This window comes from Pseudomonas auratipiscis (assembly GCF_036324085.1).
Classification (GTDB): Bacteria; Pseudomonadota; Gammaproteobacteria; order Pseudomonadales; family Pseudomonadaceae; genus Aquipseudomonas; species Aquipseudomonas auratipiscis.
The window spans coordinates 88,598-101,195 of record NZ_JAZDCU010000013.1; the positions used below are offsets into that span (position 1 = coordinate 88,598).

Sequence of the window (12,598 nt, forward strand, 5' to 3'; positions counted from 1 at the left end):
CCACTCCCTTAAGTGACACTCCATACAAGCACTTGCATACCCAACCAAGCGAAGACGCCCGCCAGCACATCGTCAAGCATGATTCCGACGCCGCCATGCACATGGCGGTCAATCCAGCGAATCGGCCAGGGCTTGAGGATGTCGAAGAAACGGAACATCAAAAAGCCCGCCAGTAGCCATTGCCAACCTTCCGGAACCAGCCAGAGGGTGATCCACATGCCGACCATTTCGTCCCAGACAATGCCTTCATGGTCGTGAACACGCAAGTCATCGGCAACTTTGCCGCACAGCCAGAAGCCGAACAGCATGGTCAGGCCCAGCATCAGCCAGTAGCCCCAGTCGGGCAGCATCTGCCACAGCGGAATGAAGGGTAACGCTACCAGCGAGCCCCAGGTTCCCGGCGCCTTGGGCAAGGTCCCGGAGCCGAAGCCGAATGCGAGAAAGTGCCAAGGATTGCGCCAGACCGAAGGCGGAACATTCTCCGCAGGCACCTGATTGGGGTGGTCGGTCACGGTTGCTCCCTAAAATGTTGATAACCCCGGGTTGTCGGGGTGATGTCCTTGCCCTGGTCATCTACCAGGGAAACGCCAGCGCCAGCGCCTACACGCCCCACCACATGGATCGGCCAACTGGCCTCCAGCAGGGGTGCAAGCTCCTCCTCAGGCAAGGTGAACGCCAGTACGTAATCGTCACCGCCGGTCAATGCGGCTTGTTGAGCCCCTTGATGACCGAATAACGTTTGCAGCGCCGGCGAGATTGGCAGCCTGCTCAGTTGCACTTGCACAGACACCTGCGACGCCTTGGCGATATGCCCACAATCGGCCAACAGCCCATCGGAAATATCCAACGCCGAAGTAGCCTTGCCGCGTAGCGCCTGCCCCAGAGCAAATTGCGGCTGGGGCGACCAGTAATGGGCCAGCAGCGGATCAGCCACCGCCGGGCCAGCCTGCTGCTGGCCAAGCACCAACGGCAAGGCACCGGCAGCATTGCCAAGCTCGCCACCCACGCACAGCAAGTCACCAGCACGGGCGCCGCTGCGGGTCAGGGCCAAACCAGAGGGCACGCGGCCGAACACGGTCATGGTCAAGCTCAGCGGGCCACGGGTAGTGTCACCACCGATAAGGCTGAGTTGGCAAGCTTGCGCCATCTGGTTCAGGCCGTGGGCATAGGCCTGCAGCCAGTCGGCACGCACCTCTGGCAGGGTCAGGGCAAGGGTAAAGCCAATGGGCGTGGCGCCCATGGCAGCCAGATCACTGGCAGCAACAGCCAGCGAACGCTGACCGAGCAAAAAAGGGTCGCAGACAGCCGGGAAATGCACCCCGGCCACCAGCGTATCGGTGGAGATCGCCAGCTGTTCACCCGGCGCCAGGCTGAGCAAGGCGCAATCGTCGCCAATGCCCAACGCAACCGCTTCGCCGCCTTGCGCGCAAGGCGCGGCGGCGAAGAAATGGCGAATCAGCTCGAACTCACCCATTGGCAATCAGCGCCGGAATCAGCGCTTGAACGCCTTTACTTCGGCTTCACGCAGCCGTGGAGCCAGTTTGTCGAGCACACCGTTGACGAACTTGTGGCCGTCGGTGGCGCCGTAGACCTTGGCCAACTCGACACCTTCGTTGATGACTACACGGTATGGCACGTCAACGCGCTTGATGAACTCCCAGGTAGACAGGCGCAAAACCGCCAGTTCAACCGGGTCGAGTTCTTCAAGGGCCAGGTCCAGGCACGGGACCAGAGCCTTGTCGATTTCTTCCTTGATTGCCGGAACCCCATGCAGGATTTCGCGGAAATAGGCACCATCGACATCGGTGAAATCGTTATCGACCCGGAACTGTGCTTCGATCTCGTTCAGCGAGTGCTTGGCCATGTGCCATTGGTACAGCGCTTGAGTCGCAAGCTGACGAGCTTCGCGACGCTTGGCGCTTTTCGATGGTTTGCCAGCATCCGCAGGTTTTGGATCGCGCGGGTTGAAACGATCGCTTTCGTCGCTAATCACTTGGCCTCCAACTGCGCCAGCAGGCTGACCATTTCCAGGGCGGACAGAGCAGCTTCGGCACCCTTGTTGCCGGCTTTGGTGCCGGAACGCTCAATGGCCTGTTCAATCGAGTCGACAGTCAGGACACCGAATGCCACCGGTACGCCGAACTCCATGGACACCTGGGCCAGGCCCTTGGTGCATTCGCCCGCCACGTATTCAAAGTGCGGGGTACCGCCACGAATCACTGCGCCCAGGGCGATGATTGCGGCATATTCGCTTTGTTGGGCAACTTTCTGTGCAACCAACGGGATCTCGAACGCACCCGGGGCACGAATGATGGTGATGTCGCTTTCGCTCACGCCATGGCGAACCAGGGCATCAACGGCACCGCTTACCAGGCTTTCGACTACGAAGCTGTTGAAGCGGCCAACCACCAAAGCATAGCGACCTTTGGGGGCAATGAAGGTACCTTCGATGGTCTTCAGGGACATTGTGGGGTTCTCATCTTAAAGAGCCAGGCCGCAACGGTGCGGCCTGTGGGAGTTTTGTTCCGAATCAACAGCGGGAATCGCCCCTGCTTTATTCGGAGGGCACGTATTCTACAACTTCCAGATCGAATCCGGATATCGCATTGAACTTCATTGGTGAGCTCATGAGGCGCATTTTGCGTACGCCCAGGTCCCGCAGAATCTGCGAACCGGCACCGACCGTGCTGTAGGTGGTCGGCGTTTTCACTGGAGAGGCATCAGCGCTTTCACGGATATGCGCCAGCAATACATCGCCTTCCAGCGGGTGACCGAGCAGCAACACCACACCGCTGCCGGCCTCGGCGACCGCGCTCATGGCGGCGCGCAGGCTCCAGCGACCTGGCTGCTTGACCATCAACAGGTCGCGCAGTGGGTCCATGTTGTGTACCCGCACCAGCGTCGGTTCTTCTGCACAGATGTTGCCCAGGGTCAGAGCCATGTGCACATCGCCTTCCACCGAATCGCGGTAGGTCACCAGGTTGAAACTGCCCAGTTCGCTGTCCAACGGCTGCTCGGAAATCCGCTGAACGGTACGTTCGTGGATCATGCGGTAATGAATCAGGTCGGCAATGGTGCCAATCTTGATGCCGTGCTCGGCGGCAAATGCCTCCAGTTCCGGGCGACGGGACATGGTGCCGTCGTCGTTCATCACTTCACAGATCACACCGCTTGGTTCGAAACCAGCCATGCGCGCCAGGTCGCAAGCCGCTTCGGTGTGGCCTGCACGGGCCAGGGTTCCGCCAGGTTGCGCCATCAGCGGGAAGATGTGCCCCGGGCTGACGATGTCTTCGGCCTTGGCATCACGAGCGGCGGCAGCCTGCACAGTGCGAGCGCGATCAGCCGCGGAAATACCGGTGGTGACGCCGGTTGCGGCTTCGATCGAGACGGTGAATTTGGTACCGAAACCGGAACCGTTACGCGGCGCCATCAGTGGCAGCTTGAGCGTTTCGCAGCGCTCACGCGACATCGGCATGCAGATCAGACCACGGGCATGCTTGGCCATGAAGTTGATGTGCTCGGCCTGGCAGCACTCGGCAGCCATGATCACATCGCCTTCGTTCTCGCGGTCTTCGTCATCCATCAGGATGACCATTTTGCCTTGGCGGATGTCTTCAACCAGTTCTTCGATGCTGTTGAGCGCCACGCGGCACCCCCTTTCAAATCAGGATTTCAGGTAGCCGTTGGCGGCCAGGAAACTTTCGGTAATGCCGCTGCCGTTGCTCGACTCTGCAGCTTTGTCACCCAGCAGCAAACGCTCCAGGTAACGGGCCAGCAGGTCGACCTCAAGGTTGACCCGACGACCTGGACGGTAGTCGGCCATGATGGTTTCGGCCAGGGTATGCGGGACGATGGTCAGCTCGAATTCGGCGCCATCGACGACGTTCACTGTCAGGCTGGTGCCATCGACAGTGATCGAGCCTTTGTGGGCAATGTATTTGGCCAGTTCCTTGGGCGCACGAATGCGGAACTGGATGGCGCGGGCGTTATCGCTGCGCGAGACCACTTCGCCGACACCGTCGACATGGCCGCTGACCAGGTGGCCGCCCAGGCGCGTAGTCGGCGTCAGCGCCTTCTCCAGATTGACCCGGCTACCGCTCTTGAGGTCGTTGAAGGCGGTGCAATCCAGGGTTTCGCGACTGACGTCCGCCCAGAAGCCATCGCCAGGCAGCTCGACAGCTGTCAAGCAAACACCGTTGACGGCGATACTGTCGCCCAGTTTGACGTCGCCCAGGTCGAGCTTGCCGGTTTCGACATATACCCGCACGTCGCCGCCTTTGGGAGTCAGGGAGCGGATACTGCCGATGGATTCGATGATGCCGGTGAACATGAGTCCTCCTCGAGAACAGGGCTGCGCGTAGCTAGCCTGGAATTATACGCCGGGTGTCGGCACAGGAACCGCAGTGACTCGCCAGTCATCGCCTACTGCGCGCATTTCAGTAATTTTCAACTGCACCGCCTCACACATGTGGTTCAGCGGCAAATCCAGCAAAGGCCGGGCGCTGGAGCCCAGAAACTTGCCGGCAACAAAGATCTGATATTCGTCGATCAGGCCAAGCTGGGCAAAAGCGCCTACCAATCCGGCTCCTGCTTCCAACAACACTTCACTGCTTCCGCGCGCCGCCAACTCGCGCAGCAGCGCAGGCAGATCCACTCGGCCGTTGACACCCGGCAAGTGCAGCAACTCATGACCGGCTTCGGCATAGGCCGGATCAACGGCCGCTGCGGTAATTACCAGTGCCGGCCCGGCCTTGAAGAACGGCGCATCGAGTGGCAGGCGCAAGCGGCCATCGACCAGCACACGCAACGGTGGGCGCTCGAGGGCAAGTGCGGTGGTTTGCGGATCAAGGCCCAACTCGTCACCGCGCACGGTCATTCGCGCATTGTCGGCCAGCACGCTTTGGGCACTGGTCAGCACCACGCTGGAGCGGGCACGCAGGCGCTGTACTGCTGAACGCGCGGCGGGGCCTGTTATCCACTGGCTCTCGCCGTTGGCCATGGCCGTGCGGCCATCCAGGCTCATCGCAAGCTTTGCCCGCACAAACGGCAGGCCGCACTCCATGCGTTTGAGAAAGCCTGGGTTGAGCGCGCGCGCTTCGGCTTCGAGCACACCGCTGGCAACGTCGATACCGACTTCGGCCAAGCGCTTGAGCCCTTGCCCCGCCACTTGGGGGTTGGGGTCCCGCATGGCCGCGACCACACGCGCTACGCCCGCCTTGACCAGCGCCTCGGCACAAGGCGGCGTACGCCCGTGGTGGCTGCACGGTTCAAGGGTGACATAAGCGCAGGCGCCACGCGCCAGCTCGCCCGCTTCACGCAACGCGTGTACTTCGGCGTGAGGCTCACCCGCTCTGACATGCCAGCCTTCGCCGACGATCTGACCATCGCGCACGATCACACACCCGACACGCGGGTTGGGGTGGGTTGAATACAAGCCCTTGCGAGCCAGTTCCAGGGCACGGGCCATGTAATGGGCGTCGAGTACTGCGCGTTCGTTTGACATGCCTACTCTTTAGCCGGCTCACGCGCCAGGCGATCGATTTCTTCACGAAACTCGTTGAGGTCCTGGAAGCGCCGATAAACCGAGGCGAATCGGATGTAGGCGACTTCATCGAGCTTTTGCAGCTCGTTCATCACCAGTTCACCGACTACCAGGGATTTGACCTCGCGCTCGCCGGTCGCTCGCAGCTTGTGCTTGATATGCGCCAACGCCGCTTCCAGGCGCTCGACGCTGACCGGTCGCTTTTCCAGGGCGCGCTGCATGCCAGCACGCAGTTTTTCTTCGTCGAAGGGTTGGCGACTGCCGTCCTGTTTGATCAGGCGGGGCAGAACCAGCTCGGCTGTTTCGAAGGTGGTGAAACGTTCGCCGCAGGCAACGCATTCGCGTCGACGGCGCACTTGCTCGCCCTCGGCTACAAGTCGCGAGTCGATGACCTTGGTGTCGTTGGCACCGCAGAAGGGACAGTGCATGGTGGCAGGCAACAAAAAAAGGGAGGGCCATGGTAGCGCATCCCACTGGCAAGACAAGCCAAAGGGGTTACCATCCACTGAGGAAATATGCCGCGAAGGAATTCCCCATGCCATTTCGAGCGCTCGTTGTGCTCTGTTTTGCTGCCTTGTTAGCCGCCTGTAGCAGCGATCAACCCACGTCTGCACCGGCGCCCAAGGCACCGGTTGCCAGTAAAACGCCGAAAAGTCTCGGTCCGCTGCCAGCCTACCAACGTGAATTGAGCGGAACCCTGCTCAATATTCCAGCAGGGGCCGAAGTCGAGCTGGCCCTATTGGTCATCGATGAACGCGGCCGCCCGCAAAACCTGCTGGCCAGCAGCACCTTGAGTGGCAACGGACTCGATTTGCCGTATCAACTGCGGTTTAACCCGCAGGCCTTTCCAGCAGGTGCCCGCGTTGAGCTACGCGGTCGCGCCAGCAAGTCCGGCCAATTGATTCTGCACCTGCCGCCCGTGCGGATCGCTCAGGCGCAAAGCCAGGCAACCGGTCCGCTGCGCTTCGAAAAGGCGCCATGATGGCGCCGGCGCCCCTGCAGCAGGCTCTGGGTGAACTACTCGGGGACGCTCGGCTGGTGGTAAGCGACCTGCCGGAGTGCTCACTCAAGCTCTGGCTGATTGACGCCGAGAACATGGACCGTGAATTCAGCTCCGAGGAAACCCGGCGCATCCTCCATGAGCCACCCTACTGGAGCTTCTGCTGGGCCAGCGGCCTGGCCATGGCGCGCTATCTGGATCAGCACCGGCACTGGGTGCAGGGTAAGCGTGTGCTGGATTTTGGCGCAGGCTCCGGCATTGCCGGCATCGCTGCCGCGCGGGCGGGCGCCCTCGAAGTGGTGGCCTGCGACCTCGACCCACTGGCGCTGCAGGCCTGCCGGGCCAACGCAGAACTCAATGGCGTGGAGCTGAACTATTCGGAGGATTTCTTTCAGGAGGATGATCGCTTTGATCTGATTCTGGTCGCCGATGTGCTCTATGACCGGGCCAACCTGCCGTTGCTGGACAGTTTTCTCAGTCGAGGCCAACAAGCCCTGGTTGCTGACTCGCGTGTACGAGACTTCAGCCACCCGCTGTACCAACCTTTGGGCGTGCTTGAGGCGCTGACCTTGCCGGACCTGGCCGAGCCCCACGAATTCCGTAGGGTCAGCCTGTACCACGCCAGCCGCCAGCCTTTATAGTGATGCCATTCACGGATTTTCGAGAGTCGCGATGAGCCAAGACACCCCTTATGTTTTCGACACCAGCGCTGCCGATTTCGATCAGCTGGTAATCGCCAACTCCCACCACAAACCGGTGCTGGTCGATTTCTGGGCCGAGTGGTGCGCCCCCTGCAAAGCGCTGATGCCGCTGCTCGCGCAAATTACCGAGAGCTATCAAGGCGAACTGTTGCTGGCCAAGGTCAATTGCGATATCGAGCAAGACATCGTCGCCCGCTTCGGTATTCGCAGCCTGCCAACCGTAGTACTGTTCAAGGACGGCCAGCCAGTCGATGGCTTTACCGGTGCCCAGCCAGAATCGGCGATACGCGCCCTGCTCGAGCCTCATGTGCAAATGCCAGCGCCGACTGCGGCTGATCCTCTGGAACTTGCCCAGGGACTGTTTGCCGAAGGTCGCTTCAGCGAAGCCGAAGCCACCCTCAAGGCGTTGCTGAGCGAAGATAACAGCAATGCCGGTGCGTTGATTCTGTACGCCCGCTGCCTGGCAGAGCGCGGCGAATTGGATGAAGCCCAGGCAGTGCTCGATGCAGTCAAAAGCGACGAGCACAAAGCGGCGCTGGCCGGTGCCAAGGCGCAACTGACCTTCCTGCGCCAGGCTGCAGACCTGCCCGAAGTCGCCGACCTCAAAGCGCGCCTGGCGCAAAACGGTGAAGACGACGAGGCGGCCTATCAACTGTGCATCCAGCAGTTGTCGCGCCAGCAGTACGAAGCCGCTCTGGATGGCATGCTCAAGTTGTTCATGCGTAACCGCGGCTATGAAGGCGGCCTCCCGCACAAAACGCTGCTGCAGGTGTTCGACCTGCTGGGCAATGATCATCCGCTGGTGGGTACCTACCGTCGCAAGTTGTTCGCGGCGTTGTACTAATTGCTCGACGACTGGCGGGGGCAGGTGGCTTGTTTAGCCTGGCCCCGCTGGCTGTGAACTCAGGCGCAGCTCAGCCCTTGGAGTCAACCCAGCCAGTGATAGATCGGCGCATCCACCCCGCTTTCAACTTTCACCTCGGCGCTGTGGCGCAGACGCACCAGTAACCGCTTACCGGCAGCGGTATTGCCCGCCAAACCCTCCAAATGCTCAAGCAACTCAGGTCCATTGAGCTGCCCGGCATTGCGCAGCACTTCCCGAGCGGCTTGCCAAAGCGCGTCATCCGGCCTGCTGCTTGCCATTGTGGAGACTGTCGCTGGCGCCTCTTGCGGTGCTGCTGCAGTAAGCTGCCCACCCAGCTGTGCCCACTCCGCAGGGTCCAGCTCCAGGGTCAAATCCACCGGCCAGTCGCCGATATGTCCACGAATTCGCACGGTCGTTTCCTCTGCTTCAGTGATGGGCACCATGCTCCCATGCTAAAGATCTGTCGCCAAGCAGACTGGTATCGGTGCAACAAGTTGTTATAACATAACCAAACAATCTCTTGTGCCCTCCTGGAGTCTTGCCCATGCGTCGCCTGTTCCTTGCGTTGCCGTTCGCCTTGTTGCCTCTGGCCGTTGCTCAAGCCCACGAGGATCACGACCATGATCATGATCACGCCCATGGCAGCCTTGGCGCCCATGAGCACGGCGTTGCCCGTCTCAATGTTGCACTCGATGGCAAGTCGCTGGAGCTGGAGCTGGAGAGCCCGGCCATGAATCTGGTCGGCTTCGAGCATGCCGCCAGCAGCGACAGTGACAAAGCCAAGGTTGCCGCCGTGCGCGCACAACTGGAAAAACCGCTTGCGCTGTTCACTGTGGATAAAGCGGCCAATTGCAGCGAAGCAGACCGGGACCTGGAAAGCCCATTGTTTGGCGACACGCCAGAGGCCGCTAAAGATCACCATGACCACAGCGAGATCCACGCTCACTACAGGTTTGACTGCGACAAACCCGAGCAGCTCGGCAAGCTGGACTTGAGCCCTCTGTTCAAGGCGTTCCCCGCCACCCAGAAAATTCAGGTACAACTGATCGGACCCAATGGCCAGCAAGGCATCGAAGCCACTGCAGCCAACGCCTCAATTCCTTTGTAAAAGCCCCTTTGCTATGAGCCAGGCATTGATTGAACTGACCGACCTGGGCTTTGCCTGGCCGGGCCAAGCCCCCCTGCTGGATATCCCTAGCTTGCGCCTTGAGGCGGGTGAATCCTTGTTTCTCAAAGGCCCCAGCGGCAGTGGCAAAACCACCCTGCTCGGTCTGCTTGGCGGTGTACAGCAACCTGGCCGTGGCAGCGTTCGTCTGCTCGGCCAGGACTTGAGCGAGCTGAGAATGGCCGCACGCGACCGCTTTCGAGTCGATCACACCGGCTACATTTTCCAGCAATTCAACCTGCTGCCATTTCTTTCGGTGCGCGAGAACGTCGAATTGCCTTGCCGTTTTTCACGCAACCGCGCACAACGTGCGGCGTCGCGTCATGGCAGTGTCGATCAGGCCGCTGCCAGCCTGCTTGCGCACCTGGGCCTGAAGGATCCGGCCTTGCTCGCGCGGCGCGCCGACAGCCTGTCCATCGGCCAACAACAACGAGTTGCGGCGGCCCGCGCCTTGATCGGCCAGCCGGAACTGGTAATCGCCGACGAACCGACCTCGGCGCTCGACGCTGATACCCGCGAAGCCTTCATCCGCTTGCTGTTTGCCGAATGCCGCGATGCAGGTTCCAGCTTGCTGTTCGTCAGCCATGACCAGAGCCTGGCAACCCTGTTTGATCGTCAGGTATCACTGGCCGACCTCAACCGCGCGGCTCAACCAGCCACCGACCTGGAGGTCTGATGTACCTGCTTCGTCTTGCCCTGGCGAGCCTCGCCAATCGACGCTTCACCGCTTTTCTCACCGCGTTTGCGATCGCCTTGTCGGTGTGCCTGCTGCTGGCGGTGGAGCGCGTGCGCACCGAAGCCCGTGCCAGTTTCGCCAGCACCATCAGTGGCACCGACCTGATTGTCGGTGCTCGTTCCGGGTCGGTGAATCTGCTGCTGTATTCAGTGTTTCGCATCGGCAATGCCACCAACAATATTCGCTGGGACAGCTACGAGCACTACGCCAGCGATAAACGCGTGAAATGGGCGATTCCAATTTCGCTCGGTGACTCTCATCGCGGTTACCGTGTGATGGGCACCACCGACAGCTACTTCGAACATTATCAATACGGCCGCAAGCAGCACCTGCAACTGGCTCAGGGTCGCCCCTTCGCCAGCGACCCGTTCGAGGTGGTTCTGGGCGCCGAGGTGGCGCAGGCCCTGCACTATTCGCTGGGTGACAAGTTGGTGCTGGCTCACGGTGTAGCCGCCATCAGTCTGGTCAAGCATGACGACAAACCCTTCACCGTCGTTGGCGTACTCAAACGTACCGGCACCCCGGTAGACCGCACGCTGCACATCAGCCTCGGCGGCATGGAGGCGATGCACATCGACTGGCACAACGGCGTACCCGCCCGTGGCGCTGGCCGCATCAGCGCCGACCAGGCGCGCAACATGGACCTGACGCCCGCTGCGATAACCGCAGTCATGCTCGGTCTGAACAACAAGATTTCTACCTTCAGCCTGCAGCGTGAAATCAATGAATACCGCAACGAGCCACTGCTGGCGGTTTTGCCGGGTGTGGCCCTGCAAGAGCTCTGGAGCCTGATGGGCACCGCCGAGCAGGCTTTGTTCGTGGTGTCATTGTTTGTGGTACTGACCGGGCTGATCGGCATGCTCACCGCCATCCTTACCAGCCTCAACGAACGTCGCCGGGAGATGGCCATTCTGCGCTCGGTTGGCGCTCGCCCTTGGCATATTGCGGGCCTGCTGGTGCTTGAAGCGATGGCATTGGCAGTGGTTGGCATTGCCGCGGGGCTGGGCTTGCTGTATCTCGGTATCGCTCTGGCCCAGGGCTACGTTCAAGCCAACTACGGACTGTTTCTGCCATTGGCCTGGCCAAGTGCGCATGAATGGAACCTGCTGGCGCTGATCCTCGGCGCCGCTTTACTGATGGGCAGCGTCCCAGCCTGGCGAGCCTATCGGCAGTCGCTGGCCGATGGCCTGTCCATTCACCTGTGAGAGTCTTGATGTCACGCGTTCTGCTTTCGATACTGCTGCTGGTAACGACTCCGCTGTGGGCCGATGAACCTCGCACCCTGGAATGGCCGCAACTGATTCCAGCGGGTGCACCGATCATCCAGCCGCAAATGGCGCCACTTCACGACCTGTCGCAGTTGAGTGATGCGCTGGCCGCCGAGTCAGCGCCCGCCGCCCTTCAGCAAGCGCCAAACGCCCCGGTGGTCAAGGCGCTCGATGGCCAGTTCGTGAAGTTGCCAGGCTATATCGTGCCGCTGGAGGTCAGCGAGGAAGGTCGGACCACCGAGTTTCTATTGGTGCCTTACTACGGCGCCTGCATCCATGTTCCGCCACCACCCTCAAATCAGATCGTGCACATCGTCAGTGAAATGGGCGTAAGGATCGAAGACCTCTATCAGCCTTACTGGATCGAAGGCCGCATGCAGGTAAAAAACACCAGCAGTGAGTTAGCCGATGCCGGTTATCAAATGGAGGCAGAAAAGATCTACGCATACGAACTGCAATGATCACCCAGCAACTTCGGCTTCTACGCTTTCATTGAGCTGGGTCAAATAGCCAGTCCCGCGGCTCTTTACCATTGGTCGTACTTAATTCTAAACGTCCTTTGGGAGCTTCCATGAACAAGACCTTGCTCAGCGCCTCGCTCATTACCTTGGCGCTCGCAGCCCCTGTTGCTCACGCCCACCAGGCGGGTGACTTCATTTTGCGTGCCGGCGCAATCACCACTGCTCCCAACGAAAACAGCGGTGACATCAAGCTCGACGGCACCAAGGTCTCTGGCACCAAAGCGACGCTGGATAGCGACACCCAACTGGGCCTGGCCTTCGCCTACATGCTGACCGACCACATCGGCTTGGAACTGCTGGCGGCCACTCCGTTTCAACACACCGTAGGTGTAAAAGGTCTTGGCGCAGGCCTGGATGGCAAGCTGGGCGACATCAAACAACTGCCACCGACCTTGTCGCTGCAGTACTACCCGATGGAACCTTCTTCCAAGTTCCAGCCTTACGCGGGTATCGGTCTGAACTACACCATGTTCTTTGACGAAGACCTGAGCAGCAACCGCAAGGCTCAAGGCTTCAGCAACCTGAAGCTGAAAGACTCGGTCGGTCTGGCGGGTCAGTTGGGCATGGACTACATGATCAACGAGCACTTCCTGGTCAACGCCGCGGTCTGGTACGTGGACATCGACACCAAGGCAACCATCGACGGTCCGAGCGCCCTGGGCGTCGGCAAGACCAAGGTCGACGTAGATGTCGATCCATGGGTCTACATGGTAGGTGTAGGTTACAAGTTCTGATTTAGCGTTTGATACACATCGCGGGGCAAGGCCGCTTTCACAAAGATCTCCTGGTCTTGTGGAAGC

At 60.5% G+C, this 12,598-nt stretch carries 17 protein-coding genes; 8 read left to right on the plus strand and 9 right to left on the minus strand.

Translation table 11 applies throughout. The features are described from left to right. Window positions 1-8 precede the first annotated feature (8 nt). The 8 genes from V0R60_RS18235 to nrdR all read right to left on the minus strand — a co-directional run bounded on the left by V0R60_RS18235 (window position 9) and on the right by nrdR (window position 5,970). Entirely contained in the window at window positions 9-512 is a 504-nt protein-coding gene (locus tag V0R60_RS18235; protein ID WP_045182556.1) for a phosphatidylglycerophosphatase A family protein, read from the minus strand. Then, a complete protein-coding gene (thiL, locus tag V0R60_RS18240) occupies window positions 509-1,474 on the minus strand; it encodes a thiamine-phosphate kinase (protein ID WP_330080462.1) in 966 nt (321 codons plus the stop codon). The genes V0R60_RS18235 and thiL overlap by 4 nt, the downstream gene beginning before the upstream one ends. Window positions 1,475-1,492: 18 nt before the next feature. After that, window positions 1,493-1,993, minus strand: a complete 501-nt coding sequence (gene nusB, locus V0R60_RS18245; protein WP_136474289.1) for a transcription antitermination factor NusB — start codon at window positions 1,991-1,993, stop codon at window positions 1,493-1,495. After that, a complete protein-coding gene (gene ribH / locus V0R60_RS18250) occupies window positions 1,990-2,466 on the minus strand; it encodes a 6,7-dimethyl-8-ribityllumazine synthase (RefSeq protein ID WP_043861893.1) in 477 nt (158 codons plus the stop codon). Before ribH ends, nusB begins: the two co-directional genes overlap by 4 nt. A gap of 88 nt (window positions 2,467-2,554) precedes the next feature. Continuing rightward, entirely contained in the window at window positions 2,555-3,646 is a 1,092-nt protein-coding gene (gene ribBA / locus V0R60_RS18255) for a bifunctional 3,4-dihydroxy-2-butanone-4-phosphate synthase/GTP cyclohydrolase II (RefSeq protein ID WP_136474288.1), read from the minus strand. 18 nt (window positions 3,647-3,664) lie between these two features. Next, window positions 3,665-4,330, minus strand: a complete 666-nt coding sequence (locus V0R60_RS18260; RefSeq protein ID WP_136474287.1) for a riboflavin synthase — start codon at window positions 4,328-4,330, stop codon at window positions 3,665-3,667. A gap of 42 nt (window positions 4,331-4,372) precedes the next feature. Further along, the gene (gene ribD, locus V0R60_RS18265; protein WP_330080463.1) at window positions 4,373-5,503 is read right to left on the minus strand and encodes a bifunctional diaminohydroxyphosphoribosylaminopyrimidine deaminase/5-amino-6-(5-phosphoribosylamino)uracil reductase RibD; all 1,131 of its coding nucleotides are present in this window, start codon (window positions 5,501-5,503) and stop codon (window positions 4,373-4,375) included. 2 nt (window positions 5,504-5,505) lie between these two features. Next, window positions 5,506-5,970: a transcriptional regulator NrdR gene (nrdR, locus tag V0R60_RS18270; RefSeq protein WP_038606259.1), complete on the minus strand. Its 465-nt coding sequence runs from the start codon at window positions 5,968-5,970 to the stop codon at window positions 5,506-5,508. 107 nt (window positions 5,971-6,077) lie between these two features. On the opposite strand from nrdR, the gene V0R60_RS18275 reads away from it, so the two are divergent. The 3 genes from V0R60_RS18275 to trxA are packed head-to-tail and all read left to right on the plus strand — an operon-like array spanning window position 6,078 to window position 8,087. Further along, window positions 6,078-6,524 carry a hypothetical protein gene (locus tag V0R60_RS18275; protein WP_330080464.1) on the plus strand — a complete coding sequence of 149 codons (447 nt, stop codon included), beginning with the start codon at window positions 6,078-6,080 and terminating at the stop codon, window positions 6,522-6,524. Continuing rightward, window positions 6,524-7,183, plus strand: a complete 660-nt coding sequence (locus tag V0R60_RS18280) for a class I SAM-dependent methyltransferase (RefSeq protein WP_136474284.1) — start codon at window positions 6,524-6,526, stop codon at window positions 7,181-7,183. Before V0R60_RS18275 ends, V0R60_RS18280 begins: the two co-directional genes overlap by 1 nt. 31 nt (window positions 7,184-7,214) lie before the next feature. Further along, window positions 7,215-8,087 carry a thioredoxin gene (gene trxA / locus V0R60_RS18285; protein WP_330080465.1) on the plus strand — a complete coding sequence of 291 codons (873 nt, stop codon included), beginning with the start codon at window positions 7,215-7,217 and terminating at the stop codon, window positions 8,085-8,087. An 83-nt stretch (window positions 8,088-8,170) separates the two neighbouring features. On the opposite strand, the gene V0R60_RS18290 is transcribed toward trxA, so the two are convergent. Next, window positions 8,171-8,518, minus strand: a complete 348-nt coding sequence (locus V0R60_RS18290; RefSeq protein WP_330080466.1) for a hypothetical protein — start codon at window positions 8,516-8,518, stop codon at window positions 8,171-8,173. A gap of 134 nt (window positions 8,519-8,652) precedes the next feature. Between V0R60_RS18290 and V0R60_RS18295 the strand changes: the two genes are divergently transcribed. The 5 genes from V0R60_RS18295 (at window position 8,653) to V0R60_RS18315 (ending at window position 12,532) form a co-directional block, all read left to right on the plus strand. Further along, window positions 8,653-9,216, plus strand: coding sequence for a DUF2796 domain-containing protein (locus V0R60_RS18295; RefSeq protein ID WP_330080467.1), 564 nt, complete (start codon window positions 8,653-8,655; stop codon window positions 9,214-9,216). A 13-nt stretch (window positions 9,217-9,229) separates the two neighbouring features. Next, window positions 9,230-9,949, plus strand: coding sequence for an ABC transporter ATP-binding protein (locus tag V0R60_RS18300; protein WP_330080468.1), 720 nt, complete (start codon window positions 9,230-9,232; stop codon window positions 9,947-9,949). Then, the gene (locus V0R60_RS18305) at window positions 9,949-11,214 is read left to right on the plus strand and encodes an ABC transporter permease (protein ID WP_330080469.1); all 1,266 of its coding nucleotides are present in this window, start codon (window positions 9,949-9,951) and stop codon (window positions 11,212-11,214) included. Before V0R60_RS18300 ends, V0R60_RS18305 begins: the two co-directional genes overlap by 1 nt. An 8-nt stretch (window positions 11,215-11,222) precedes the next feature. Further along, window positions 11,223-11,738: a DUF3299 domain-containing protein gene (locus tag V0R60_RS18310; protein ID WP_136474278.1), complete on the plus strand. Its 516-nt coding sequence runs from the start codon at window positions 11,223-11,225 to the stop codon at window positions 11,736-11,738. A gap of 110 nt (window positions 11,739-11,848) precedes the next feature. Next, window positions 11,849-12,532 carry an OmpW/AlkL family protein gene (locus V0R60_RS18315; protein WP_136474277.1) on the plus strand — a complete coding sequence of 228 codons (684 nt, stop codon included), beginning with the start codon at window positions 11,849-11,851 and terminating at the stop codon, window positions 12,530-12,532. Window positions 12,533-12,598: the final 66 nt, after the last annotated feature.